Annotated in this window: 18 protein-coding genes; 14 read left to right on the top strand and 4 right to left on the bottom strand. The window is 53.9% G+C overall.

The window, feature by feature from the left end; translation table 11 throughout:
* Window positions 1-50: 50 nt before the first annotated feature.
* Window positions 51-1370: an MFS transporter gene (locus SC206_RS17280; RefSeq protein ID WP_332739085.1), complete on the top strand. Its 1320-nt coding sequence runs from the start codon at window positions 51-53 to the stop codon at window positions 1368-1370.
* A 121-nt stretch (window positions 1371-1491) separates the two neighbouring features.
* On the opposite strand, the gene satP is transcribed toward SC206_RS17280, so the two are convergent.
* Window positions 1492-2049: an acetate uptake transporter gene (satP, locus tag SC206_RS17275; protein WP_332739083.1), complete on the bottom strand. Its 558-nt coding sequence runs from the start codon at window positions 2047-2049 to the stop codon at window positions 1492-1494.
* A gap of 354 nt (window positions 2050-2403) precedes the next feature.
* Here satP and dnaK point away from each other — a divergent pair, with 354 nt between their 5' ends.
* The 3 genes from dnaK (at window position 2404) to nhaA (ending at window position 6951) form a co-directional block, all read left to right on the top strand.
* Complete coding sequence (gene dnaK / locus SC206_RS17270; protein ID WP_332739080.1) at window positions 2404-4308, top strand: molecular chaperone DnaK; 1905 nt, start codon at window positions 2404-2406, stop codon at window positions 4306-4308.
* Between the two features lie 113 nt (window positions 4309-4421).
* The gene (dnaJ, locus tag SC206_RS17265; protein ID WP_332739078.1) at window positions 4422-5561 is read left to right on the top strand and encodes a molecular chaperone DnaJ; all 1140 of its coding nucleotides are present in this window, start codon (window positions 4422-4424) and stop codon (window positions 5559-5561) included.
* A 205-nt stretch (window positions 5562-5766) separates the two neighbouring features.
* A complete protein-coding gene (gene nhaA / locus SC206_RS17260; RefSeq protein ID WP_332739076.1) occupies window positions 5767-6951 on the top strand; it encodes a Na+/H+ antiporter NhaA in 1185 nt (394 codons plus the stop codon).
* Between the two features lie 97 nt (window positions 6952-7048).
* Here the strand turns inward: nhaA and rpsT are convergent, their stop codons facing one another.
* Window positions 7049-7312 carry a 30S ribosomal protein S20 gene (gene rpsT, locus SC206_RS17255; RefSeq protein WP_084982354.1) on the bottom strand — a complete coding sequence of 88 codons (264 nt, stop codon included), beginning with the start codon at window positions 7310-7312 and terminating at the stop codon, window positions 7049-7051.
* Window positions 7313-7801: 489 nt separating this feature from the next.
* Between rpsT and ribF the strand changes: the two genes are divergently transcribed.
* The 5 genes from ribF to ispH all read left to right on the top strand — a co-directional run bounded on the left by ribF (window position 7802) and on the right by ispH (window position 13550).
* Window positions 7802-8743, top strand: a complete 942-nt coding sequence (ribF, locus tag SC206_RS17250) for a bifunctional riboflavin kinase/FAD synthetase (protein WP_332739071.1) — start codon at window positions 7802-7804, stop codon at window positions 8741-8743.
* Window positions 8744-8821: 78 nt separating this feature from the next.
* The gene (gene ileS, locus SC206_RS17245; RefSeq protein ID WP_332739069.1) at window positions 8822-11638 is read left to right on the top strand and encodes an isoleucine--tRNA ligase; all 2817 of its coding nucleotides are present in this window, start codon (window positions 8822-8824) and stop codon (window positions 11636-11638) included.
* Entirely contained in the window at window positions 11638-12144 is a 507-nt protein-coding gene (lspA, locus tag SC206_RS17240; protein ID WP_332739066.1) for a signal peptidase II, read from the top strand. The genes ileS and lspA overlap by 1 nt, the downstream gene beginning before the upstream one ends.
* A gap of 4 nt (window positions 12145-12148) precedes the next feature.
* Window positions 12149-12619 carry an FKBP-type peptidyl-prolyl cis-trans isomerase gene (gene fkpB / locus SC206_RS17235; protein ID WP_332739064.1) on the top strand — a complete coding sequence of 157 codons (471 nt, stop codon included), beginning with the start codon at window positions 12149-12151 and terminating at the stop codon, window positions 12617-12619.
* Window positions 12600-13550: a 4-hydroxy-3-methylbut-2-enyl diphosphate reductase gene (ispH, locus tag SC206_RS17230; RefSeq protein ID WP_332739063.1), complete on the top strand. Its 951-nt coding sequence runs from the start codon at window positions 12600-12602 to the stop codon at window positions 13548-13550. Before fkpB ends, ispH begins: the two co-directional genes overlap by 20 nt.
* Before the next feature lie 141 nt (window positions 13551-13691).
* On the opposite strand, the gene SC206_RS17225 is transcribed toward ispH, so the two are convergent.
* Together SC206_RS17225 and SC206_RS17220 are read right to left on the bottom strand one after the other, a co-directional pair.
* Window positions 13692-14558: an SMP-30/gluconolactonase/LRE family protein gene (locus SC206_RS17225; RefSeq protein ID WP_332739061.1), complete on the bottom strand. Its 867-nt coding sequence runs from the start codon at window positions 14556-14558 to the stop codon at window positions 13692-13694.
* Between the two features lie 145 nt (window positions 14559-14703).
* Window positions 14704-15864, bottom strand: coding sequence for a porin (locus SC206_RS17220; RefSeq protein WP_332739059.1), 1161 nt, complete (start codon window positions 15862-15864; stop codon window positions 14704-14706).
* A 603-nt stretch (window positions 15865-16467) separates the two neighbouring features.
* Between SC206_RS17220 and dapB the strand changes: the two genes are divergently transcribed.
* The 5 genes from dapB to kefC all read left to right on the top strand — a co-directional run bounded on the left by dapB (window position 16468) and on the right by kefC (window position 24763).
* Complete coding sequence (gene dapB / locus SC206_RS17215; RefSeq protein ID WP_332739057.1) at window positions 16468-17289, top strand: 4-hydroxy-tetrahydrodipicolinate reductase; 822 nt, start codon at window positions 16468-16470, stop codon at window positions 17287-17289.
* Window positions 17290-17798: 509 nt separating this feature from the next.
* Window positions 17799-18947 (top strand): glutamine-hydrolyzing carbamoyl-phosphate synthase small subunit, encoded by a 1149-nt coding sequence (gene carA / locus SC206_RS17210; RefSeq protein ID WP_332739055.1) that lies wholly within the window; start codon window positions 17799-17801, stop codon window positions 18945-18947.
* A 16-nt stretch (window positions 18948-18963) separates the two neighbouring features.
* Window positions 18964-22188: a carbamoyl-phosphate synthase large subunit gene (gene carB, locus SC206_RS17205; RefSeq protein ID WP_332739052.1), complete on the top strand. Its 3225-nt coding sequence runs from the start codon at window positions 18964-18966 to the stop codon at window positions 22186-22188.
* A 159-nt stretch (window positions 22189-22347) separates the two neighbouring features.
* Entirely contained in the window at window positions 22348-22923 is a 576-nt protein-coding gene (gene kefF, locus SC206_RS17200) for a glutathione-regulated potassium-efflux system oxidoreductase KefF (RefSeq protein ID WP_332739050.1), read from the top strand.
* Window positions 22916-24763, top strand: a complete 1848-nt coding sequence (gene kefC / locus SC206_RS17195; protein ID WP_332739048.1) for a glutathione-regulated potassium-efflux system protein KefC — start codon at window positions 22916-22918, stop codon at window positions 24761-24763. Before kefF ends, kefC begins: the two co-directional genes overlap by 8 nt.
* Window positions 24764-24823: the final 60 nt, after the last annotated feature.

Genomic DNA, 24823 nt, shown 5'->3' with positions numbered 1-24823 from the left:
TTTACAAGATGGCGGCAATTTTTTCCCCTACACGGTGCTTCAGGTAGCTTATGCAACACGACAATAATCGCCGACTGAATCGGCAGGACTACAAAACTCTCTCCCTCGCGGCTCTGGGCGGCGCGCTCGAATTCTACGACTTTATTATCTTCGTCTTCTTTGCGGCGGTGATTGGCGATCTGTTTTTCCCGTCGTCGATGCCTGACTGGTTACGACAGGTACAGACCTTCGGCATTTTTGCGGCGGGTTATCTGGCGCGTCCGCTGGGCGGCATCGTGATGGCGCACTTTGGCGATAAAGTCGGGCGTAAGCGGATGTTTAGCCTGAGTATTCTGCTGATGGCGCTGCCGACGCTAGCGATTGGCCTGCTGCCAACCTACGCCGCTATCGGCATTGCTGCGCCTCTACTATTACTGCTGATGCGCCTGTTGCAGGGCGCGGCGATCGGCGGCGAAGTGCCCGGCGCCTGGGTGTTTGTCGCGGAGCACGTGCCGCAAAAACGTATCGGCTTTGCCTGTGGCACCTTAACCTCCGGGCTGACGGCCGGTATTCTGCTCGGTTCGTTAGTCGCGACCTTAATGACGACGCTGATGCCCGCGTCTTCCATTATTGCGGGCGGCTGGCGTATCCCGTTCTTTATCGGTGGGATTTTCGGCCTGATCGCGCTTTATCTGCGTCGCTGGCTGCATGAAACGCCTGTTTTCGCCGAGATGAAAGCCAATAAAGTGCTGGCAGAAGAGCTGCCGTTGAAATCAGTGATCCGCGATCACAAGAAAGAGATTGTGGTGTCGATGCTGATGACCTGGCTGCTGTCGGCCTGCATCGTAGTGGTGATTTTGATGACGCCAACGTTTCTGCAAAAGCAGTGGGGTATTCCCGCGGCGCAGGCGTTACAGGCCAATAGCATGGCGACTATCGCGCTGCTGTTCGGCTGTGTGATTGCCGGCTGGGCGGCAGATAAATTTGGTGCCAGCAAGACGTTTATCGCCGGCAGTCTGTTCTTCGGCCTCTGCACGTGGGCGTTCTATCATTTAGTGGCGCAGGACAGTTCGCTGCTTAAGCCTTTGTATACGCTGGCCGGTTTCAGTATCGGCATTGTCGGCGCGGTGCCTTTTGTGATGGTGCGCGCTTTCCCGGCGGAGGTGCGTTTTACGGGCCTTTCCTTCTCTTATAATCTCTCTTACGCCATTTTCGGCGGCATGACGCCGATTTTTGTCACGCTGATGATGCGCGTAACGCCGATGGCACCCGCCTATTACGTGCTGGCGCTGGCGGCGATCGGTTTGGCGCTCGGCGTGTATCTTAATCGCGATATCAATCACGTCGCCAAAGATCAAAATCGCCTGAGCGGTTCTGTGCCGGAAGTTTAATACTTTTGAATACAGTAAGAGAAAAGTAATGTAATAGAAGAAGAGAGAAGGGCGGCGAACGATTCAGGTTCACCGCCCTTTTTTCTATCTAACCTTAACTTACTAAACATTAAGCCGAAAATCAGCCAATCGGCAGTATCTGGCGTTCATACTGTTCATTAATCAGTTCGGCCATCGCCAGATAAATCGCGCAGGCTCCGCAGAAAACCCCTTCAATGCCAGCCACGCGTATTAACGCGACGTTAGCAGTGAAATTTCCTATCGCCAGCAAGGCAAAAAGCAGCGTCAGCGTGGCAAACACCACCCGCAGCATGACATTGTGTCTGAGCGACGCGACAAACATAAACAGAGTAAAAACACCCCACAGCGCCAGATAGACGCCGAGCTGTTTGCCGTCGCAGGCCGCGCCCAGCCCCATTTTTGGCAGCAGTAAAATACCAATCAGGCTGAGCCAGAACGCGCCATAGCTGATAAACGCGGTCATTCCGAAGGTGTTGCCCTTTTTATACTCCAGCAGGCCAGCCAGAATTTGCGCCAAACCGCCGAAAAAGATCCCCATACTGAGGATGACAGCGGTCAGCGGGAAAAATCCGGCGTTGTGCAGATTAAGAAGAACAGTGGTCATACCAAATCCCATCAGACCTAAAGGTCCGGGGTTGGCGAGTTTGCTACAAGGCATAAATGTCCTGAAAAAAATCATGGCTAAAAATAATGTCGCCCCGAATCAATAAAAGTAGGGGAGCGAACGAGCTTTCAGGGCAAAAAAGCGGGGCTTTTTCTGTCGTAACCTGAGGGACAGGCATCATAAAGAGGGGCAAGCGAGCAAATATTGATCCTAAAGCACAATTAGATGAAATTTTTTTTGTTATTGCCCTTGATGCTGAGCGACTTGGCCCCATCTTATTCTCAACCGCAGTTGTTGCGCCGGTCTTGAACAAGATCGAAAACAATATCGGACAGTTGAAATCAAAAAAACCGTCCGCATATAGGTAACAACCTCAACGAATAATGAATTTTAGTGGAGACGTTTTAGATGGGTAGAATTATTGGGATCGACCTCGGTACCACCAACTCTTGTGTAGCGATCATGGATGGCACTACTGCACGTGTGCTTGAAAACGCCGAAGGGGACCGTACCACACCTTCAATTATTGCTTATGCGCAGGATGGTGAAATCCTGGTTGGCCAACCTGCTAAGCGTCAGGCTGTCACTAACCCGCAAAACACCCTGTTTGCAATCAAGCGTCTGATCGGTCGTCGTTTCCAGGACGAAGAAGTTCAGCGTGACAAAGGCATCATGCCTTACAGCATCGTTGGTGCTGAAAACGGTGACGCCTGGATCGACGTGAAAGGCCAGAAAATCGCACCTCCGCAGATCTCTGCCGAAGTGTTGAAGAAAATGAAGAAAACGGCTGAAGATTATCTGGGCGAGCCAGTGACTGCAGCGGTTATCACCGTTCCTGCATACTTCAACGATGCACAGCGTCAGGCAACCAAAGATGCTGGCCGTATCGCAGGTCTGGAAGTTAAACGTATCATCAACGAACCAACCGCAGCGGCACTGGCTTACGGCCTTGATCGCGAAGTCGGCAACCGCACCATCGCGGTATACGACCTTGGCGGCGGTACTTTCGATATCTCAATCATCGAAATCGACGAAGTTGATGGCGAGAAAACCTTTGAAGTTCTGTCTACCAACGGTGACACCCACCTCGGTGGTGAAGACTTCGACAGCCGTCTGATCAACTACCTCGTAGAAGAGTTCAAGAAAGATCAGGGCATGGATCTGCGTAACGATCCTCTGGCAATGCAGCGTCTGAAAGAAGCGGCAGAGAAGGCGAAAATCGAGCTTTCTTCTGCACAGCAGACCGACGTGAACCTGCCATACATTACTGCTGATGGCAGCGGCCCGAAACACATGAACATCAAAGTAACCCGTGCAAAACTGGAATCTCTGGTTGAAGACCTGGTTGCCCGTTCTATCGAGCCTCTGAAAGTTGCACTGAAAGATGCAGGCCTGTCTGTTTCCGACATCCAGGACGTTATCCTGGTGGGTGGTCAGACTCGTATGCCTATGGTTCAGAAGAAAGTCGCTGACTTCTTCGGTAAAGAGCCACGCAAAGACGTTAACCCGGACGAAGCGGTTGCTATCGGTGCTGCGGTTCAGGGCGGCGTGCTGTCTGGTGAAGTAAAAGACGTTCTGTTGCTCGACGTGACTCCACTCTCCCTGGGTATCGAAACCATGGGCGGCGTGATGACTCCGCTGATCACCAAGAACACCACTATCCCAACCAAGCACAGCCAGGTGTTCTCTACCGCTGAAGACAACCAGTCTGCGGTAACCATCCACGTGGTGCAGGGTGAGCGTAAACGTTGTGCCGATAACAAATCTCTGGGTCAGTTCAATCTGGACGGTATTCAGGCAGCGCCACGCGGTATGGCTCAAATCGAAGTTACTTTCGATCTGGACGCCGACGGTATCCTGCACGTCTCTGCAAAAGACAAGAACACCGGCCGCGAGCAGAAGATCACCATCAAGGCATCTTCTGGTCTGAGCGAAGAAGAGATCCAGAAAATGGTTAACGACGCGGAAGCTAACGCCGAGTCCGACCGTAAGTTCGAAGAGCTGGTCCAGACTCGCAACCAGGCGGATCACCTGATCCACGGTACGCGTAAGCAATTGGAAGAAGCCGGTGACAAACTGCCAGCTGAAGACAAAACCGCTATCGAAGACGCGCTGAAAGCGCTGGAAGTTGCTGCGAAAGGCGAAGATAAAGCTGATATCGAAGCCAAAACTCAGGCGCTGGTGCAGGTTTCCGGCAAACTGATGGAACTGGCTCAGCAGCAGCAAGCAGGTGCTGAAGGCGCCGACGCAACGGCTCAGAAAGATGACGACGTTGTTGACGCTGAGTTCGAAGAAGTTAAAGACAAAAAATAATGCCCTTGAGGCACAGTAATCAACAGCTTCCGAGCATTTTCAGAAGCTGTTGGTAACCAGTACGGGCGTTGAGTTTACTCTGCGCCCGTGCGCATATTGAGGGTAGCAAAAGCATGGCGAAGCAAGATTACTATGAGATTTTGGGCGTCTCCAAAACAGCGGACGAGCGCGAAATCAAAAAGGCTTATAAGCGCCTGGCGATGAAACATCACCCTGACCGCAATCAGGGCGATAAAGAGTCCGAAAGCAAATTTAAAGAAATTAAAGAAGCCTACGAAATTCTGACCGATGCGCAAAAACGCGCGGCGTACGATCAATACGGTCACGCAGCCTTTGAACAAGGCGGCATGGGTGGCGGTGGTGGTTACGGCGGCGGTGGCGGCGGAGCAGATTTCAGCGACATCTTTGGTGACGTCTTTGGCGATATCTTTGGTGGTGGCCGTCGTCAACGTGCCAGCCGTGGCGCAGACCTGCGCTACAACATGGACCTGACTCTCGAAGAGGCAGTGCGTGGCGTAACCAAAGAAATTCGTATTCCTACGCTGGAAGAGTGTGACCTTTGCCACGGCAGCGGCGCGAAAGCGGGCAGCAAGCCGGTGACCTGTTCGACCTGTCACGGTCAGGGCCAGGTGCAGATGCGTCAGGGCTTCTTCACCGTGCAGCAGGCGTGTCCGACCTGTCACGGTCGCGGCAGCATCATTAAAGATCCGTGCTCCAAGTGTCACGGTCATGGCCGCGTAGAGCGCGCTAAAACGCTGTCGGTGAAAATCCCGGCGGGCGTTGATACCGGCGACCGTATCCGTCTTGAAGGCGAAGGCGAAGCGGGCGAGCAGGGCGCACCGGCAGGCGATTTGTACGTTCAGGTTCAAGTCAAAGCGCACAAGATTTTCGAGCGCGAAGGCAACAACCTGTACTGTGAAGTGCCGATCAACTTTGCGATGGCTGCGCTGGGCGGCGAGATTGAAGTCCCAACGCTCGATGGCCGCGTGAATCTGAAAATTCCTGCCGAAACGCAGACCGGCAAGATGTTCCGCATGCGCGGGCGCGGTGTGAAATCCGTTCGCGGTGGCGCACAGGGCGACCTGATGTGTCGCGTCGTGGTAGAAACACCGGTTAGCCTGAGCGAGAAGCAAAAGCAGCTGCTGCGTGACCTCGAAGAGAGTTTTGGCGGCGCATCGGGCGAGAAAAACAGCCCGCGTTCCAAAAGCTTCCTCGACGGCGTGAAAAAGTTCTTTGACGATCTGACGCGCTAGGTTTCACAAGGGCGAGCTTTATAAAGGCGAGCTTCAGGTTATCGGCGTTTGAATGTGAACATCGACGTTTAGGCGTTTTTTGGTACCACAAAATCCCTGGCTGCAAAGTCGGGGATTTTTATTTGCAGGCAATATCAGTACACTTCAGCACTCATTCCGCGCGAAATTTATTCGCGGACCTTGTCTGTAAAAGGAGTGTCAAAAAGTGACCAACTTGATTCGCCAGTTCCTGCGTATGGAAGCGTCGGGCGGGATCGTACTGATTGCAGCGGCCATCGTTGCGCTGATCATGGCCAACACCTCGTTAAACGGCCTGTATCTCGAATTCCTCAACACCCCCGTCTCCTTTGGCATTGGCCAGCACGGCCTCGATAAACCTCTTCTGCTATGGATTAACGACGGGTTAATGGCGATCTTCTTTCTGATCGTCGGGCTTGAGGTTAAGCGCGAGCTGCTCGAAGGCGCACTGTCGAGCCGCGAACAGGCGCTGTTTCCAGCTATCGCGGCGTTGGGTGGCATGATTGCACCCGCGCTTATCTATTTAGCCTTCAACGGCGGCGATGAGGTCGCGCGACAGGGCTGGGCGATTCCGGCGGCGACCGACATTGCCTTCGCGCTCGGCGTCATGGCGTTGCTAGGTTCCCGCGTGCCGACCAGCCTGAAAGTGTTTCTGCTGGCGCTGGCGATTATCGACGACCTCGGCGCTATCGTCATTATTGCCGTGTTCTTCAGCCACGACGCGTCGATTACCGCGCTGGTGCTGGCCGGCCTGTCGATTCTGGCGCTCGGCTACCTCAACTGGCGCGGCGTCACCAAGCTCACGCCATACGTGGTGCTCGGTATCTTCCTGTGGGTGTGTATTTTGCAATCGGGCATTCACGCCACGCTGGCGGGCGTTATTTTAGGTTTCCTGATCCCGCTGCGCACCAAAGATAATTCGCCTGCGCGCCGCGTAGAGCACGGGATTCATCCGTGGGTTGCCTGGCTGATTCTGCCCCTGTTCGCCTTCGCCAACGCGGGCGTGTCGCTACAGGGCGTTTCAAGCGAAGGGCTGTTTTCACTGCTGCCGATGGGTATCGCGGCCGGTTTACTGTTCGGCAAGCCGATAGGCATCATGCTGTTCTGCTGGGGATCGATGAAGCTGAAAATCACCCAATTGCCGGAAGGCGTTAACTTCAAGCAGATTGCGGCGGTGTCGGTTTTATGCGGAATTGGTTTTACGATGTCGATATTTTTGGCGTCGCTGGCGTTTGGAAACGCGGATGCCTCGATGATGGTCTATGCCAAAATCGGTATTTTGCTGGGATCGGTGCTGTCTGCGGTGATAGGTTATCTGCTGCTTGGACGCGTTTTGCCCGCAAAGCGAAGGGCGAAAAGAGTAGAAGGGTAGTGAGAAGTTATTGACGTGTAGTGAACAGTTATTATCGATAGAAAATAAAAAAACCGGCAGATGCCGGTTTTTTTATCAAGCTCTCAACAAAATGCGATTATTGCATTGCGTTGATTTGCGCAGTCAAGTTTGACTTATGACGCGCAGCTTTGTTCTTGTGGATCAGGCCTTTACAAGACTGACGGTCCACAATTGGTTGCATTGCGTTGAATGCATTTTGTGCAGCTTCTTTGTCACCAGCTGCAATAGCCGTGTGTACCTTTTTGATAAAGGTACGCATCATTGAACGACGGCTAGCGTTATGCTGACGGCGTTTTTCAGATTGTACGGCGCGTTTCTTAGCTGATTTGATGTTAGCCAAGGTCCAACTCCCAAATATTTTTCTATTGAGGACAATTCGAAGGCCGAGGAATATGCCTTTTCGGACTTCTTTTGTCAACGGATTTGTGCAAATAAGCGCCGTTTCTTTGCTCGAACTTCATCCGAACTTTATGCGACGCTTGTTACGTTGTGATGGCGCAGGATTTTAACAGCTTCCCGCCTCGGAATACAGTCCATCGCAATAAAATTCAGTTAAGAAGTGATTATTCTTCCAACAGAGATTGTTAAAGCCGAGATTTTTTGAGAAAACAGAAAGGATTGGCGAAAACGGGGTTTCGATGAAGCCTCACTGTTTTTCAGCGCCGAGTATAGAGATAATCTACGGCCAAGTCGCCCTGATACCAAAAAAACTACGGTATCGATGAGAGATTCCTGCGATCCCATGAATCGCTGGTTAACCTTATGGGCTGTACAAGGTATAATCCGCCGATTTCCTCAGTTTTGAGCCAGCTATGGATTTGAGCCTGTTATGGAGCTAATTCGCGGGATACACAATATTCGGGCACGTCACCACGGGTGCGTCCTCACTATTGGTAATTTTGACGGGGTACACCGGGGTCATCAGGCGTTGATCGAACAGCTGAAACTGGAAGGTCGTCGTTTAGGTTTGCCCACGATGGTGATGGTTTTCGAACCTCAGCCTCTTGAGCTTTTTTCGGCCGAAAATGCCCCCGCACGCTTGACCAATCTGCGTGAGAAGGCGAAATATCTGGCCGAGTGCGGCATTGACTATCTCCTGTGTGTAAAGTTTGATGCACGTTTTGCCGCCAACAGCGCGCAGGCGTTTGTCACGCAGCTGCTAGTCGAAAAGCTGGGTGTAAAGTTTCTGACCGTCGGCGACGATTTCCGCTTTGGTGCGGCGCGTCTCGGTGATTTTACGCTGCTGCTTCAGGCCGGCGTGGAGTACGGTTTTAATATCGTCAGTACCCAGACTTTCCGCGAAGGCGGCCATCGCATCAGCAGCACCGCCATTCGCGATGCGCTGCGCGACAACGATCTGGCGCTGGCCGAAACGCTTTTGGGTCATCCTTACACCATTTCGGGAAGGGTGGTTCACGGCGACAAACTAGGCCGTACGATCGGTTTTCCGACCGCCAACGTGCCGCTCAAGCGCCTCGTCAGCCCTGTGAAAGGGGTCTATGCGGTTGAAGTCGCGGGTTTGGGTCCGAATCCAATCCCGGGCGTTGCGAACATTGGCACACGACCTACGGTCAACGGTGTCCGTAAACAGTTGGAAGTTCACCTGTTTGACACCACATTAGATTTATACGGGCGCCACATTGACGTGGTGCTGCGCGCGAAGATTCGCGACGAACAACGTTTTACCTCGCTCGATGCGTTGAAGCAGCAGATTGCCAACGACGAGCAAACAGCCCGCGAATTTTTTGGGCTGAAACCTTTTTTGAGCTAAACCCTAGCTTTTAAGCTAACACCTAGCGCAATACCCAAGTAGCCCGGCTTCTAGCCGAAAAACGGAACCGAGAATCTTATGAGTGACTTTAAGAATACCCTGAACTTGCCGGAAACAGGGTTCCCGATGCGCGGCGATTTAGCCAAGCGTGAACCTGCCATGCTGGATAACTGGTACAAGCAGGATCTGTACGGGATTATCCGCGCCGCCAAAAAGGGCAAAAAATCCTTTATTTTGCATGACGGCCCTCCGTATGCGAACGGCAGCATTCATATTGGTCACTCGGTAAACAAGATTCTCAAAGACATTATCGTCAAGTCGAAAGGGATGGCCGGATACGACTCGCCTTATGTACCAGGCTGGGACTGCCACGGTCTGCCTATCGAGCTGAAAGTTGAACAGCTGATCGGCAAGCCGGGCGAGAAAGTGACCGCCGCCGAATTCCGCGCCGCCTGCCGTAAATACGCGGCCGAGCAGGTTGAAGGCCAGAAAGCTGACTTCATTCGTCTGGGCGTGCTGGGCGACTGGGATCACCCGTACCTGACCATGGACTTCAAAACCGAAGCCAACATCATCCGTGCGCTGGGCAAAATCATCGGTAACGGTCACCTGCACAAAGGCGCCAAGCCGGTGCATTGGTGTACCGACTGCGGCTCCTCTCTGGCCGAAGCCGAAGTTGAATATTACGACAAAGTGTCGCCTGCCATCGACGTCGCATTTAACGCCGTCGATGCCGAAGCAGTTGCCGCCAAGTTTGGCGCCACGGCATTTAACGGCCCGATTTCACTGGTTATCTGGACCACCACCCCGTGGACCATGCCGGCTAACCGTGCCGTCGCATTGAACGCCGAATTTGCTTACCAGCTGGTGCAAATCGACGGCCAGTGCCTGATTTTAGCCACCGATCTGGTTGCCAGCGTGATGAAACGCATCGGCGTAACCGAATGGACCGTGCTGGGCGAATGCAAAGGCGCCGACCTCGAGCTGCTGCGCTTTAATCACCCGTTCATGGGCTTCGACGTTCCGGCCATTCTCGGCGACCACGTCACGCTGGATGCCGGTACGGGTGCCGTTCACACCGCGCCGGGCCACGGTCCCGATGACTTCGAGATCGGCAAGAAATACGGTCTGGAAGTGGCAAACCCTGTCGGTCCAAACGGCTGCTACCTGCCGGGCACTTATCCTGCGCTGGACGGCAAATTTGTCTTCAAAGCCAACGACATCATCGTCGAGCTGCTGCGTGAGCACGGCGCGCTGGTGCATTTCGAGAAATTCACCCACAGCTATCCGTGCTGCTGGCGTCACAAGTCGCCGATCATCTTCCGCGCGACGCCACAGTGGTTCGTCAGCATGGATCAAAAAGGCCTGCGTGCAAAATCTCTGGGCGAGATCAAAGGCGTGCAGTGGATCCCGGAGTGGGGCCAGGCGCGTATCGAAAACATGGTCGCCAACCGTCCTGACTGGTGTATTTCCCGTCAGCGCACGTGGGGCGTGCCGATGTCGCTGTTCGTCCACAAAGAGACCGAGCAGCTGCACCCGCGCAGCCTCGAGCTGATGGAAGAAGTCGCCAAGCGCGTTGAAGTTGACGGCATTCAGGCGTGGTGGGATCTCAACCCGGAAGAGATTCTGGGTGCCGACGCCGCCGATTACGTCAAAGTGCCTGACACGCTGGACGTGTGGTTCGACTCCGGTTCAACTCACTCTTCCGTGGTTGACGTGCGTCCTGAATTCAACGGTCACGAACCTGACATGTATCTGGAAGGTTCCGACCAGCACCGCGGCTGGTTTATGTCATCGCTGATGATTGCAACCGCGATGAAAGGCCGCGCGCCTTACAAGCAGGTGCTGACTCACGGCTTTACCGTCGATGGCAACGGCCGCAAGATGTCAAAATCGATCGGCAACGTTGTGAGCCCGCAGGAAGTCATGAACAAGCTCGGCGGCGACATTTTGCGTCTCTGGGTGGCGTCAACTGACTATACTGGCGAGATGGCCGTGTCGGACGAAATCCTCAAACGTGCTGCCGACTCTTACCGTCGTATCCGTAACACCGCGCGCTTCCTGCTGGCGAACCTTAACGGTTTCGATCCGGCGCTGCACAGCGTGAAACCGGAAGAGATGGTAGTGCTAGATCGCTGGGCCGTGGGTCGCGCGAAAGCCGCACAGGAAGAGATCATTGCCGCCTACGAGCGCTATGATTTCCTCGGCGTGGTGCAGCGTCTGATGCAGTTCTGTTCGGTCGAGATGGGCTCCTTCTATCTGGATATCATCAAAGACCGTCAGTACACCGCGAAAAGCGATGGCAACGCGCGTCGCAGCTGCCAGACCGCGCTTTACTACATTTCCGAAGCGCTGGTACGCTGGATGGCACCGATCATGTCCTTTACTGCCGACGAGATCTGGGGCTTCCTGCCGGGCAAACGCGAGCAGTTCGTCTTCACCGAAGAGTGGTATGACGGCCTGTTTGGACTCGAAGAAAGCCAGCCGATGAATGACGAGTTCTGGGCCGAGCTGCTGAAAGTCCGTGGCGAAGTGAACAAGGTTATCGAGCAGGCGCGTAACGACAAACGTCTTGGCGGATCGCTCGAAGCTTCCGTCACGCTGTACGCCGACGACGCGCTGGCCGCCAAGCTTAACAGCCTGGGCAACGAACTGCGTTTCGTGCTGCTGACTTCTGGTGCGAAAGTTGCGCCGCTGTCTGAAGCCGACGACGCCGCGGTTGCCAGCGAGCTGCTGAAAGGCCTGAAAATCGGTCTCGAAAAGGCGCAGGGCGACAAGTGTCCGCGTTGCTGGCATTACACCACTGATGTCGGTCACGACGCTGCGCATCCGGAAGTGTGCGGACGCTGTGCCACCAACATCGCCGGTGATGGCGAAGAGCGTGATTTTGCATAATGTCTAAACCAATCTGTTCTACCGGACTCCGCTGGCTTTGGCTGGCGGTTGTTGTGCTGATTCTGGACCTTGGCAGCAAAGTGTTGGTGATGAATCATTTCCAACTCGGCGAATCAATGCCGCTGATCCCGTTCTTTAATCTGACCTACGCCCACAACCCGGGCGCGGCGTTCAGTTTTCTGGCGGACAAAGGCGGCTGGCAGCGCTGGTTCTTTGCCGCCATCGCGCTGGTTATCGTCGTCGTGCTGGCCGTGCTGATGTATCGCAGCAAGGGCAGCCAGAAGCTGAATAACATCGCCTTTGCGATGATTATCGGCGGCGCGCTGGGTAACCTGTTCGATCGCATGGTGCACGGTTTTGTTATCGACTTTATCGATTTCTACGTGAATGAATGGCATTACCCCATTTTCAACCTGGCCGACAGCTTTATCTGCGTCGGCGCAGTGTTGGTGGTCCTGGAAGGTTTTATGACCTCCTCGGACAAAACGGCTAAAAGTAAGGGATAAGAGAATGACCGAGCAGGTGACACACGACAGCGCGGTATTGGTGCATTTCACCCTGAAGCTGGAAGATGGCTCCACGGCGGAATCAACGCTGAGCCACGGCAAGCCCGCCCTGTTCCGACTGGGCGACGGCAGCCTGTCCGATGCGCTTGAAAACCAGCTGCTGGGTCTGCGCGTCGGCGACAAAAAGGCGTTTACGCTGTCGCCGGAGTCGGCCTTTGGGACTAAAAGTCCCGATTTGGTTCAGTTCTTCCCGCTGCGTGATTTTATCGAAACCGGCGTGCCCGATGTCGGTACAATCATGCTGTTCACGACCCGCGATGGCAGCGAAATGCCGGGCGTGGTGCGCGAAGTCACCGAAGGTTCTGTAACCGTCGACTTCAACCATCCGCTGGCCGGTCATGACATTGCTTTCGACATCGAAGTCCTGAAAATTGATCCTGAACTGGAGGCGTCCGATGCAAGTTCTGCTGGCTAATCCACGCGGTTTCTGTGCCGGTGTTGACCGCGCCATTACCATCGTTGAGCGCGCGCTCGAGCTGTATGGCGCGCCGATTTATGTCCGTCATGAAGTGGTGCATAACCGCTACGTGGTAGACAGCCTGCGTCAGCGCGGCGCGGTATTTATCGAACAAATCAGCGAAGTGCCCGACGGCTCGATCCTGATTTTCTCGGCGCACGGCGTGTCGCAAGCCGTCAGAACGGAAGCTAAATCCCGTGATCTGACCGTGTTTGATGCCACCTGTCCGCTGGTGACCAAAGTACATATGGAAGTCGCACGCGCCAGCCGTAAAGGCACCGAAGCGATTCTGATTGGTCACGCCGGACATCCGGAAGTTGAAGGCACCATGGGTCAATATAACAACCCTGTCGGCGGCATGTATCTGGTGGAATCACCCGAAGACGTGCTGACGCTGGAAGTGAAAGATCCTGAAAATCTGTGCTTCATGACCCAGACGACGCTGTCGGTCGACGACACTTCAGACGTTATCGACGCGCTGCGTGCGCGCTTCCCGAAAATCGTCGGGCCGCGTAAAGATGACATCTGCTACGCCACCACCAACCGTCAGGAAGCCGTGCGTAACCTGTCTGATGACGCCGACGTGGTGCTGGTGGTCGGGTCGAAAAACTCCTCCAACTCCAACCGTTTGGCCGAATTGGCACAGCGCGTGGGTAAACCTTCCTACCTGATTGACTCGGCTGACGACATTCAGGAAGAGTGGGTGAAAGGCGCGCTTTCCGTGGGTGTCACGGCGGGGGCTTCCGCGCCGGATATTCTGGTGCAGGAGGTGATTAGTCGCCTGCAAACGCTGGGCTGTCTGGACGTGGTTAACATGGACGGACGCGAAGAAAATATCGTCTTCGAAGTCCCGAAAGAGCTGCGTATTGACGTGAAGGCTGTGGGTTAATTCCCGGCTTTTAGCGCGTTGATAATCAAAAAAAGGCTCTGCTTTCGCATTGGAAGCAGAGCCTTTCTTCTTTCTATTTCTAAAACGTCTATCTATTTCTAAAACGTCTAAAGATTTCTAAAACCGCTAAAGCCTAAACCGCTAAAGTTTAAACTGATGCTGCCCCGCGCCGCGCGTCGTGGTCTCGACGTGCAGCAGTGCGCCTTCGATTTCACCCGGATTTTCGAGCCCCTTTCTCGCCGAGGTAATAAACAACTGGTTCATCTCCGCGCCGCCAAAGGTGCAGCAGCTGGGCTGCGTGACCGGCAGATCAAGCGTGTCGAGCGTCAGTAATTCGCCCTGATTAATCTGCTGGCGCAGCAGGCAGGCATCGCCGAAACAGGCGGTAATCAGCAGGCCGTCTTCGCTCAGCGTAGAGCCGTCGGGCGTTTTATCGCCGGAGGAGAAACAGGAGAGCTTGAGCGGATTAATCAGCCGCGCATTGCCCGAGTAAAAGCGTTTTTGCATGCTGTCGGCGAACCACACTTTATTCTCGTACCACGCCAGCGTGTTCGGCGTGCCGACGTTGTCCATCATCAGCTGGGCGTTTTCATCGCCTTTTTCGAAACGATACCAGGCACCGATCCGCTCTTTTTCCTGTAAATCCATGCTGCCAAACCACAGCGAACCGTCAGGCGCGATGGCTGCCTCATTGGGCCGAGTGCCCGCCGCGCCCGGATAATCGCACAGCGGAATGCGCGTCTCGGCATAAAATTCGTAAAGGAAAATGCCGTCTTGGGCGACCAGCAAAAACACGTCCTGTTCGTCGGTCAACAGCGCGGCGCTGGTGACGGAAGGCAGCTCGCGATGTTCAAAAATCTGGCTGTCGGGCCAATAGCGCAGCAGGCGCTGGTTGTCGATATCCATCCATAACAGTGACTGGGTGCGTGCGCACCAAACCGGCGTTTCCCCTAACGTGGCGCGATAATCGGTAACCGGCACGAGGTCGGATCTAAAAAATGCGGGCATAAAGGATTCTCCGGCAAGGTAAAAAATTATTTCAACGAAATGAGTTTAGCTGCGCGGGAACGGAACGGGAGAAACGGGCGGTTTTAAAAGCAAAAAAAGCCTGCCGCAAACGGGCAGGCTCGAGAATAAATAACCGAATTTACGATTAGAAATCGTAGGTCAGACGCACCAGATTCAGGTCGCCGATGTTATCGGTCGAGTTGGTAAACATGTGCTCGTAGCTGACGCTAAAGTTGTAGGCAAACTTCACGTTGACCCCTAAGCCGTTGTCAGTACGAGAATAGTTGCGGCCGCTCACGTATTTCAGATGGTCGCCCATCACGTAAGGTTTAACGCTTTTAACGGCGTAGGAATCCACCGGAATCGTGTAACTTGCATAGTATTCAATACCGTAGGCGTTACCCGCAAAGTAATTTTGCTCGTCGGACAATTTGGTGGCCAGGAAGTTGTGATACCAACCGCCGCCAGCCGAGAAGTTCCACGGACCCGGCGCCCACGTTAGCGCGGTACCCAGAATGTGCTGGTCGTAGTCTTTGGAATCGCTCTTCGCGCGGTTCTTCATTTCGGCGCTAGTGACGTTATACGCCGCACCCCAGCTCAGATCCTTGGCGATGTGCCAGTTGGCGCCAATCGAGCCGCCGCCTTTGCGTTTGTAGGCTAAATTGTTGCCGGTGCTGCCAACGTAATAGTCATCGTCGGAGAACAGGTAGGCGGCATACAGGTCAACCGGACCCGCGGCATACTTGTATTTCAGCATCTTGCGCGAACGATAAGAGCCGTCGTAATCGCCGTTAATCCCGTTGCCCGGCGCCTGCGCCAGCATGTCATCGTTCCAGTTATCGGTTTTGATCCCGACGACATCATAGTAAATGCTGTTTTGCTGGCCGAAAGTCAGGGTGCCGTAGGTATCACTTTTGAAACCGGTATAAAGCTGGCGACGAGTTGTGTTGTTCGCGCCCGGCGAATAGTGGTGATCCCAGTCGAATACGGCCGGAATATTGACGCCGAGTTCGTAATAACCGACCCAGTGAATATCGTCAAACAGGAAATAATCGGCAGTGAAACGGAAACGCGTGCCGCCGTCGTAGCCATTGTTTTTATAGGAGCCTTTATCCGAACCGCCCATGGTGTTGATAACCTGCGGACGAATACTGCCGCCGACTTTGAAATCAAGACGGCTTAAGGGATCGTTAGCTTGAGGGTCCTGTTTCAGCAGCGTAATTTCTGCCTGTGCCGCGAAAGACGCGCCGCCCAGCAATACGCCAGCAGCGATCAGTTGTGAAACCCTGTTCATTTTAAATTTCATTACATCTCCAGGTGCCAATACTTTGCTGGCATCCGTATTTCCCTGTTTGAAGGGGTGAATAGGTGATAAACGCATAACATAATCTGCCGCTTCTAATGGCGATCAGTATCGTTAAGCGTCTGTTTATAATGTTATTTTTAATATAAATAGCCGAGCTAGGAGATTGTCCGAACGTGATTATTAGAAAGCAGAATAATAAGTCACTTTGCAATAATTTAGTGGGATAAAATTAGCTGGCTATTTATTAACATAACCTTTTGGCAAAATCCAATAACGAAATATGAATTATTTATAACATTGCTAAAAACAGACACCGATTGAGAGGCGGAGAAACATCTTGAAAGGGAAAGCATAATCAGTCATTTCACTGCATGATTATTCATTTGCTATAAATTGGGTGTTTATTGAGCGGTTACAACGATTTGTCTTGTCGAAGCGGGGTAAAGTCCGACATTATCGCGGCATAGCGAAATAGATTTTACTGATGCTAGCGCGCCTCTATCATAATTTTCTAATTATGAGGCAATTTCACTAGCCGCGATGGGGCAGGCTCGTTAACCTGCTTCTGTTTCACGGCAGCATACATTAATAAAGAGAGAAATTATGAGCAAAGCTGATATCCGCATGGCGATTGCCGGTTCCGGCGGGCGCATGGGCCGCCAGCTAATTCAGGCCGTTCAGCAGGCCGATGGCGTAGTGTTAGGCGCGGCACTTGAGCGCAAAGGATCTTCACTGGTCGGCACCGACGCCGGTGAACTGGCCGGCGTAGGCGTGCTGAACGTTAAAGTCAGCGACGACCTGCAAACGGTGGCCAATGATTTCGATATTCTGATCGACTTCACTCGCCCTGAAGGCACGCTGGAACATTTGGATTTCTGCCTCAATAATGCAAAAGGCATTATTATCGGCACTACAGGCTTCGATGATGCAGGTAAAGCCGCCATTCAACAGGCAGCGACCCAAATTCCGGTGGTTTTCTCGGCCAACTTTAGCGTCGGCGTGAATGTCGTGCTCAAGCTGTTGGAAAAAGCCGCTAAAGTCATGGGCGATTACACTGACATTGAAATCGTTGAAGCGCACCACCGTCATAAAGTCGATGCGCCATCCGGCACGGCATTGGCGATGGGCGAAGCAATCGCGGGCGCGTTAGGTCGCGACCTCAAAGACTGCGCCGTCTACGCGCGCGAAGGCCACACTGGCGAACGCGACCCGATGAGCATTGGTTTTGCCACGATTCGCGCAGGCGATATTGTGGGCGAACACACCGCGATGTTTGCAGATATCGGCGAGCGCGTCGAGATTACTCACAAGGCTTCCAGCCGCATGACCTTCGCCAATGGCGCGGTTCGTGCCGGAAAGTGGGTGTCAGCCAAGAAAAACGGCCTCTTTGATATGAAAGACGTGCTTGGCCTAGAAGATTTATAATATTTATCGACAACTGTGATGTGGTTGTTTTAATCATAACGCTTTGATAAAAGGGCAATTATTTTATTGCCCTTCTTTTTATTTATCTTTTATCGATCAAATAGAGGTTTTACGTCTGTTTTTAGTTTTAAGCGCTATTTTACCCAGTTTGGTGGCTAGGTTTTACCGTATTGGCTATTTTGTGTTCGGTCAATTTCCTCTGCTTCAAGCAAAGTTAACGAAATAAGCATTTTTTCAGACAATCCCCTTCGCAAACGTTTACTATGCCCACTTATCCTATCCTTTTATCGCTATTAATGGCTCATTTCGTTGAGTTCAGCAAAAAACCGTAAAATAATGGCGCTTTTGGTAGACAAATTCAGCGCTCATCATTAGAATGCGCGCAATTTGCCAAAAATTGGCTTTGAGCCAGAAAAAATAACCGCTCTGAGTGCAATTTTTGCATTGATTAGGTCACAGGATCTGAATTAATATGCAAATATAATGATTGATTATTCTTGGAGGATGCTTTGATAAAGTCAGCGCTATTGGTTCTGGAAGACGGAACCCAATTCCACGGTCGTGCCATCGGGGCAGAAGGAACGGCAGTGGGGGAAGTGGTCTTCAATACGTCGATGACCGGTTATCAAGAAATCCTCACTGATCCCTCCTATTCCCGTCAGATAGTCACCCTTACTTATCCTCATATCGGCAATGTCGGCACCAACGCCGCTGATGAAGAATCCTCTGCAGTACACGCCCAAGGCCTGGTTATCCGCGATCTCCCTCTTATTGCCAGCAACTACCGTAATGAAGAGAATCTGTCTGATTACCTGAAACGCCTGAACATTGTCGGCATTGCAGATATCGACACGCGTAAGCTGACTCGCCTGCTGAACGAAAAGGGCGCGCAGAACGGCTGTATTATTGCCGGTGACTCTGTCGACGCGGCGCTGGCGCTGGAGAAAGCCAAAGCTTTCCCGGGCCTGAAAGGGATGGATTTAGCGAAAGAAGTCTCTACGCAGGAATCTTACAGCTGGCAACAGGGCAGCTGGACGCTGGAAGGCGACCTGCCTGAAGCTAAAAAAGCGGAAGAACTGCCTTTCCACGTGGTGGCGTACGATTACGGCGTGAAGCGTAATATCCTGCGCATGCTGGTGGATCGCGGTTGTCGCCTGACAGTTGTACCGGCAAAAACCTCTGCCGAAGAGGTGTTAAAGCTCAATCCGGACGGCATTTTCCTGTCCAACGGCCCGGGCGACCCTGAGCCGTGCGATTACGCGATTGACGCGATTAAAACCTTCCTGACCACCGAGATCCCGATTTTCGGTATCTGTCTGGGTCACCAGCTGCTGGCGTTGGCCTGCGGGGCGAAAACGTCCAAGATGAAGTTTGGTCACCACGGCGGCAACCATCCGGTTAAAAATCTCGATAACAATACCGTGATGATCACCGCGCAGAACCACGGTTTTGCGGTAGACGAAGCGACGCTGCCCGCCACGTTACGCACGACTCACAAATCTCTGTTCGACGGTACGTTGCAAGGTTTGCATCACACCACCAAGCCGGCCTTCTGCTTCCAGGGTCACCCTGAAGCCAGCCCAGGCCCGCACGATGCAGCCCCTCTGTTCGATCACTTCATTGAACTGATCGAAGCTTACCGTAACAGCGCGAAATAATTAACAGGAGCAGATAATGCCAAAACGTACAGACATAAAAAGCATTCTGATTCTGGGCGCAGGTCCGATCGTTATCGGACAGGCCTGTGAGTTTGACTACTCGGGTGCCCAGGCGTGTAAAGCGCTGCGCGAAGAAGGTTATCGCGTCATTCTGGTGAACTCCAACCCGGCGACTATCATGACCGACCCGGAAATGGCCGATGCGACTTACATCGAGCCGATCCACTGGGAAGTCGTGCGCAAGATCATCGAAAAAGAGCGTCCAGACGCCGTGCTGCCAACCATGGGCGGCCAGACTGCACTGAACTGTGCGCTGGAGCTTGAGCGTCAGGGCGTGCTTGCCGAATTCGGCGTGACCATGATTGGCGCCACCGCCGATGCCATCGACAAGGCAGAAGACCGCCGTCGTTTTGACATCGCGATGAAGAAAATCGGTTTGGGCACCGCGCGTTCCGGTATCGCACACAATATGGAAGAAGCGCTGGCTATCGCGGCTGACGTCGGCTTCCCGTGCATCATCCGTCCTTCCTTTACCATGGGCGGAACGGGCGGCGGTATCGCCTACAACCACGAAGAGTTCGAAGAGATCTGTACTCGCGGTCTGGACCTCTCGCCAACCAAAGAGCTGCTGATTGACGAGTCGCTGATCGGTTGGAAAGAGTACGAGATGGAAGTGGTGCGTGATAAAAACGACAACTGCATCATCGTCTGTTCTATCGAAAACTTCGACGCTATGGGCATTCACACCGGTGACTCCATCACGGTTGCACCTGCCCAGACGCTGACCGACAAAGAGTATCAAATCATGCGTAACGCCTCGTTGGCGGTGCTGCGTGAGATTGGCGTAGAGACGGGCGGTTCCAACGTTCAGTTCTCCGTTAACCCGAAAGATGGCCGTCTGATCGTTATCGAGATGAACCCGCGCGTGTCGCGTTCTTCTGCGCTGGCGTCAAAAGCGACCGGTTTCCCGATTGCCAAAGTCGCGGCCAAGCTGGCGGTGGGTTACACCCTCGACGAGCTGATGAACGACATCACCGGTGGCAAAACGCCAGCGTCGTTTGAACCGTCTATCGACTACGTTGTGACTAAAATCCCTCGTTTCAACTTCGAGAAATTTGCCGGTGCCAATGACCGTCTGACCACGCAGATGAAATCTGTCGGCGAAGTGATGGCGATTGGCCGTACTTTCCAGGAATCGATGCAGAAAGCGCTGCGCGGTCTGGAAGTGGGCGCAAGCGGCTTCGACCCGCTGGTTAGCCTCGACGATCCTGAAGCGTTGACCAAAATCCGCCGCGAACTGAAAGACGCCGGCTCCGACCGTATCTGGTACATCGCCGACGCATTCCGTGCGGGCATGTCCGTTGAAGGCGTCTTTAACCTGACCAACGTTGACCGCTGGTTCCTGGTGCAGATTGAAGAGCTGGTCAAGCTGGAAGGCGAAGTGGCAAAAGGCGGCATCAACGTCCTGAACTACGATTTCCTGCGCGTGCTGAAGCGTAAAGGCTTTGCCGACCTGCGTCTGGCCAAGCTGGCCGGCGTGTCTGAAAGCGAAATGCGCAAGCTGCGTCACAAGCTGAATCTGCATCCGGTTTACAAGCGTGTTGATACCTGTGCGGCGGAATTCTCTACCGACACCGCGTACATGTACTCCACCTATGAAGAAGAGTGCGAATCCAACCCGACCAATGACAAGCCAAAAATCATGGTGCTGGGCGGCGGTCCAAACCGTATCGGCCAGGGGATTGAGTTCGACTACTGCTGCGTACACGCCTCACTGGCGCTGCGCGAAGACGGCTTCGAAACCATCATGGTTAACTGTAACCCTGAAACGGTTTCTACCGATTACGACACCTCGGATCGTCTGTACTTCGAGTCTGTCACGCTGGAAGACGTGCTGGAAATCGTGCGTATCGAGCAGCCGAAAGGCGTGATCGTGCAGTACGGCGGCCAGACTCCGCTGAAACTGGCGCGTGAACTCGAAGCCTGCGGCGTGCCGATTATCGGCACCAGCCCTGACGCTATCGACCGCGCAGAAGACCGCGAGCGTTTCCAGCAGGCGGTCGTTCGTCTGGGCCTGAAACAGCCAGCCAACGCCACCGTCGCGACCATTGAGCAGGCGGTAGAAAAAGCGGTTGGTATCGGTTATCCGCTGGTTGTGCGTCCTTCTTACGTGCTGGGCGGCCGTGCAATGGAAATCGTCTATGACGAAATCGACCTGCGTCGTTACTTCCAGAACGCGGTGAGCGTTTCCAACGATGCGCCGGTACTGCTTGACCGTTTCCTCGACGACGCGGTTGAAGTTGACGTCGACGCAATCTGCGACGGCGAGCGCGTGCTGATTGGCGGCATCATGGAGCACATCGAGCAGGCGGGCGTTCACTCCGGTGACTCCGCGTGTTCACTGCCAGCCTATACGCTGAGCCAGGAAATTCAGGATGTTATGCGTCAGCAGGTTGAAAAACTGGCGTTCGAACTTTCTGTTCGTGGTCTGATGAACGTGCAGTTCGCGGTTAAAGACAATGAAGTCTACCTGATTGAAGTCAACCCACGCGCCGCACGTACCGTGCCGTTTGTGTCCAAGGCGACCGGCGTGCCGCTGGCGAAAGTGGCCGCGCGCGTGATGGCAGGCCAGACGCTGGCTCAGCAGGGCGTGACCAAGGAAGTTATTCCGCCTTACTACTCTGTAAAAGAAGTGGTGCTGCCGTTTAACAAATTCCCGGGCGTTGACCCAATCCTCGGCCCTGAAATGCGCTCAACCGGCGAGGTGATGGGTGTAGGTCGTTCATTCGCCGAAGCTTTTGCCAAAGCGCAGCTGGGCAGCCTGTCTGGAATGAAGAAAACCGGTCGCGCATTCTTGTCCGTGCGTGATGGCGACAAAACTCGCGTGGTTGAACTGGCCGCCAAGCTGCAAAAACACGGCTTCGAGCTGGATGCCACTCAGGGCACGGCAGCCGTGCTGACTGAAGCGGGCATCAACGTGCGTCAGGTTAACAAGGTGCATGAAGGTCGTCCGCATATTCAGGACCGTATCAAAAACGGTGAATACGCGTATATCGTCAACACTACGGCCGGTCGTCAGGCGATTGAAGACTCCAAGCTGATTCGCCGCAGCGCCCTGCAATACAAGGTGCACTACGACACCACGATGAACGGCGGTTTTGCGACGACGACGGCTCTGTCATCCGACCCAACCGAGCAGGTCACTTCCGTACAGGAAATGCATGCAAAAATTACCGGCTAATTGGATAAATTAGTCCTGTAAGCGATTGAGTAGCAGTAAAAGGCGCGGCATCATGCTGCGCCTTTCTTTTTTGTTTTTTATTTTTAACATTACTGTTTGGTTTTTCCTCTGGCGCAAGTTGCGTATGCTGAACGAAATACGCTTTCAAATGGAAGTTTTATGATCCTGATTATCTATGCTCATCCTTATCCTCGGCACTCTCATGCCAATCGGCGACTCCTCGAGGAAATCAACGACCTCCCTGACGTTAAAATCCGATCGTTATACGATCTCTACCCGGACTTCAACATTGATATCAAGGCTGAACAAGCGGCGGTCGAAGAGGCGGATCTGATTGTTTTCCAGCATCCGATGCAATGGTACGGCCTGCCGCCGTTGATCAAACTCTGGATCGACAAAGTGCTCGAGCACGGCTGGGCGTATGGTCAAGACGGCGACGCGTTGAAAGACAAAGGCTGTATGTGGGCCGTCACCACCGGCGGCAACGAAGCGCATTTCGAGCTGGGGCGTTTCCCTGATTTCGCCGCGCTGGGTCAGCCTCTCGAGGCCACGGCGCTGTATTGCGGCATGCAATGGCAGCCATATTTCGCGCTGCACAATACCTTTACCTGCGATGAGGTCACGCTAAAGTCGGGCGCACAGGAATATCGTCAGCGTTTAATTGATTGGCGCGCGGCGCATCCGTTGCCACAGCCGGTGCTGGAAGTTGAAGGGGAAGAAAAAGCCAATGGATAACCACAGCATGATGATTGAGGGGCTGATTTATCTCGGCTCCGCCGCGCTGTTTGTGCCTATCGCGGTACGTTTTGGTCTGGGATCGGTATTGGGTTACCTGATTGCGGGCTGCATTATCGGCCCGTGGGGACTCAAGCTGGTTTCCGACGCCGAATCGATTCTGACTTTCGCCGAAATCGGCGTGGTGCTGATGCTGTTTATCATCGGCCTCGAGCTGGACCCTAAACGCCTGTGGACGCTGCGCGCCTCGGTATTTGGCGGCGGCAGCATTCAGATGGTCGGCTGTGGATTAGTGCTGAGCGCTTTCTGCGCCGCGCTCGGGCTGGACTGGAAAATCGCGCTGCTGATTGGCCTGACGCTGGCGCTCTCTTCTACCGCCATCGCCATGCAGGCGATGAGCGAACGCAGCCTGACGCCGACGCCAATCGGTCGCAGTACGTTTGCCGTGTTGCTGTTCCAGGATATCGCCGCGATTCCGCTGGTGGCGATGGTGCCGCTGCTCGCCAGCACCGGCGAATCAACCACCTTGCTAGCCTTCGGGATTTCGGCGGCGAAAGTGGTTGGCGCGCTGGCGATGGTGATTTTGCTGGGTCGCTACGTGGCGCGTCCGGTGCTGCATTTTGTGGCCCGTTCCGGCATGCGCGAAGTGTTCAGCGCCGTGGCGCTGTTCCTGGTCTTTGGTTTTGGCATCCTGCTGGAAATGGCCGGACTGTCGATGGCGATGGGCGCATTTTTGGCCGGCGTGATGCTCGCCAGCTCCGAATATCGCCACGCGCTGGAAAGCGATATTCAGCCGTTCAAAGGGTTGCTGCTGGGCCTGTTCTTTATCGGCGTCGGCATGTCTATCGACTTTGGCACGCTGATCAATCATCCGGCGCTGATTGCCGTGCTGCTGTTTGGTTTTATGGTGTTGAAAGCCGCGCTGCTGTGGATCGTCGCGCCGTGGCTCAACGTGCCGAAACGCCAGCGCGGAATGTTTGCCATCTTGCTGGGGCAGGGCAGTGAATTTGCCTTCGTTATCTTTAGCGCCGCGCAGCTTGCCGGCGTGTTGCCTGCCGATTGGGCGAAAGCCTTAACGCTGGCGGTTGCGCTGTCGATGGCCGTCACGCCGCTGCTGCTGGTGCTCGCCAGCCGTCTTGAGCGTAACGCGCCGAAGAGCGATCGTCCGCAGGATATTATCGACGACGAGCACGCCAGCGTTATCATCGCCGGTTTTGGTCGTTTCGGGCAGATTGCGGGTCGTTTGCTGTTGGCCAACAACGTTCACACGGTGGTTTTGGATAACGATCCGGATCACATCGAAACGCTGCGCAAGTTCGGCACCAAGGTGTTTTACGGCGATGCGACGCGCGTTGACCTGCTGGAATCTGCCGGAGCAGGGCAGGCAAAAGTGCTGATTAACGCCATCGACAACGTTGAGGCTAACCTTGAGTTGACGCGTTTGGCGAAGGAAAACTTCCCGAACCTGAAAATCATTGCCCGTGCGCGCGACGTTGACCATTGGTATCAGCTGCGCCAGCTCGGCGTTGAAGCACCGGAGCGTGAACTGTTTGAAGGTTCGCTGCGCGTGGGGCGCGAAACGCTGGAGATTCTCGGGCTGGATCCTTACGAGGCGCGCGAAAAAGCCGATCTGTTCAAACGTTACAACCTTAAAATGCTCGAAGCGACCCTCGAGAATTATGAGGATACCGAGTTCCGTCTGGCGAGTATCAAGCGTGCCAGCGACATGCTGACTGCGGCAATTGAGCAGGATCAGGAACGTTTGGGTGAACAGCAGCAAAGCTGGCGCGGCAGTATTGATGGTAAAGCGCCGGAAGAGGAAGTGATCGAGGCGAAGTAAGGCCAGTGAGCTTTTTAACGATTTAAAAGCCGATCTAAAAAGAAAAAGCGCATTCAGCTA

The sequence above is a fragment of the Rouxiella sp. T17 genome (genome assembly GCF_036663475.1).
In the GTDB taxonomy this organism is placed as follows: domain Bacteria; phylum Pseudomonadota; class Gammaproteobacteria; order Enterobacterales; family Enterobacteriaceae; genus Rouxiella.
The sequence above is the reverse complement of the archived record's forward strand: the minus strand, read 5'-3'. Positions and strand labels throughout refer to the sequence as shown.

What these genes read in the sequence shown, in the direction of transcription:
- SC206_RS17280 (WP_332739085.1), top strand. Translation starts at nt 51, where the DNA reads ATGCAACACGACAATAATCGCCGACTGAATCGGCAGGACTACAAAACT.
- satP (WP_332739083.1), bottom strand. Translation starts at nt 2,049, where the DNA reads ATGCCTTGTAGCAAACTCGCCAACCCCGGACCTTTAGGTCTGATGGGA.
- dnaK (WP_332739080.1), top strand. Translation starts at nt 2,404, where the DNA reads ATGGGTAGAATTATTGGGATCGACCTCGGTACCACCAACTCTTGTGTA.
- dnaJ (WP_332739078.1), top strand. Translation starts at nt 4,422, where the DNA reads ATGGCGAAGCAAGATTACTATGAGATTTTGGGCGTCTCCAAAACAGCG.
- ribF (WP_332739071.1), top strand. Translation starts at nt 7,802, where the DNA reads ATGGAGCTAATTCGCGGGATACACAATATTCGGGCACGTCACCACGGG.
- ileS (WP_332739069.1), top strand. Translation starts at nt 8,822, where the DNA reads ATGAGTGACTTTAAGAATACCCTGAACTTGCCGGAAACAGGGTTCCCG.
- lspA (WP_332739066.1), top strand. Translation starts at nt 11,638, where the DNA reads ATGTCTAAACCAATCTGTTCTACCGGACTCCGCTGGCTTTGGCTGGCG.
- fkpB (WP_332739064.1), top strand. Translation starts at nt 12,149, where the DNA reads ATGACCGAGCAGGTGACACACGACAGCGCGGTATTGGTGCATTTCACC.
- ispH (WP_332739063.1), top strand. Translation starts at nt 12,600, where the DNA reads ATGCAAGTTCTGCTGGCTAATCCACGCGGTTTCTGTGCCGGTGTTGAC.
- SC206_RS17225 (WP_332739061.1), bottom strand. Translation starts at nt 14,558, where the DNA reads ATGCCCGCATTTTTTAGATCCGACCTCGTGCCGGTTACCGATTATCGC.
- SC206_RS17220 (WP_332739059.1), bottom strand. Translation starts at nt 15,864, where the DNA reads ATGAAATTTAAAATGAACAGGGTTTCACAACTGATCGCTGCTGGCGTA.
- dapB (WP_332739057.1), top strand. Translation starts at nt 16,468, where the DNA reads ATGAGCAAAGCTGATATCCGCATGGCGATTGCCGGTTCCGGCGGGCGC.
- carB (WP_332739052.1), top strand. Translation starts at nt 18,964, where the DNA reads ATGCCAAAACGTACAGACATAAAAAGCATTCTGATTCTGGGCGCAGGT.
- kefF (WP_332739050.1), top strand. Translation starts at nt 22,348, where the DNA reads ATGATCCTGATTATCTATGCTCATCCTTATCCTCGGCACTCTCATGCC.
- kefC (WP_332739048.1), top strand. Translation starts at nt 22,916, where the DNA reads ATGGATAACCACAGCATGATGATTGAGGGGCTGATTTATCTCGGCTCC.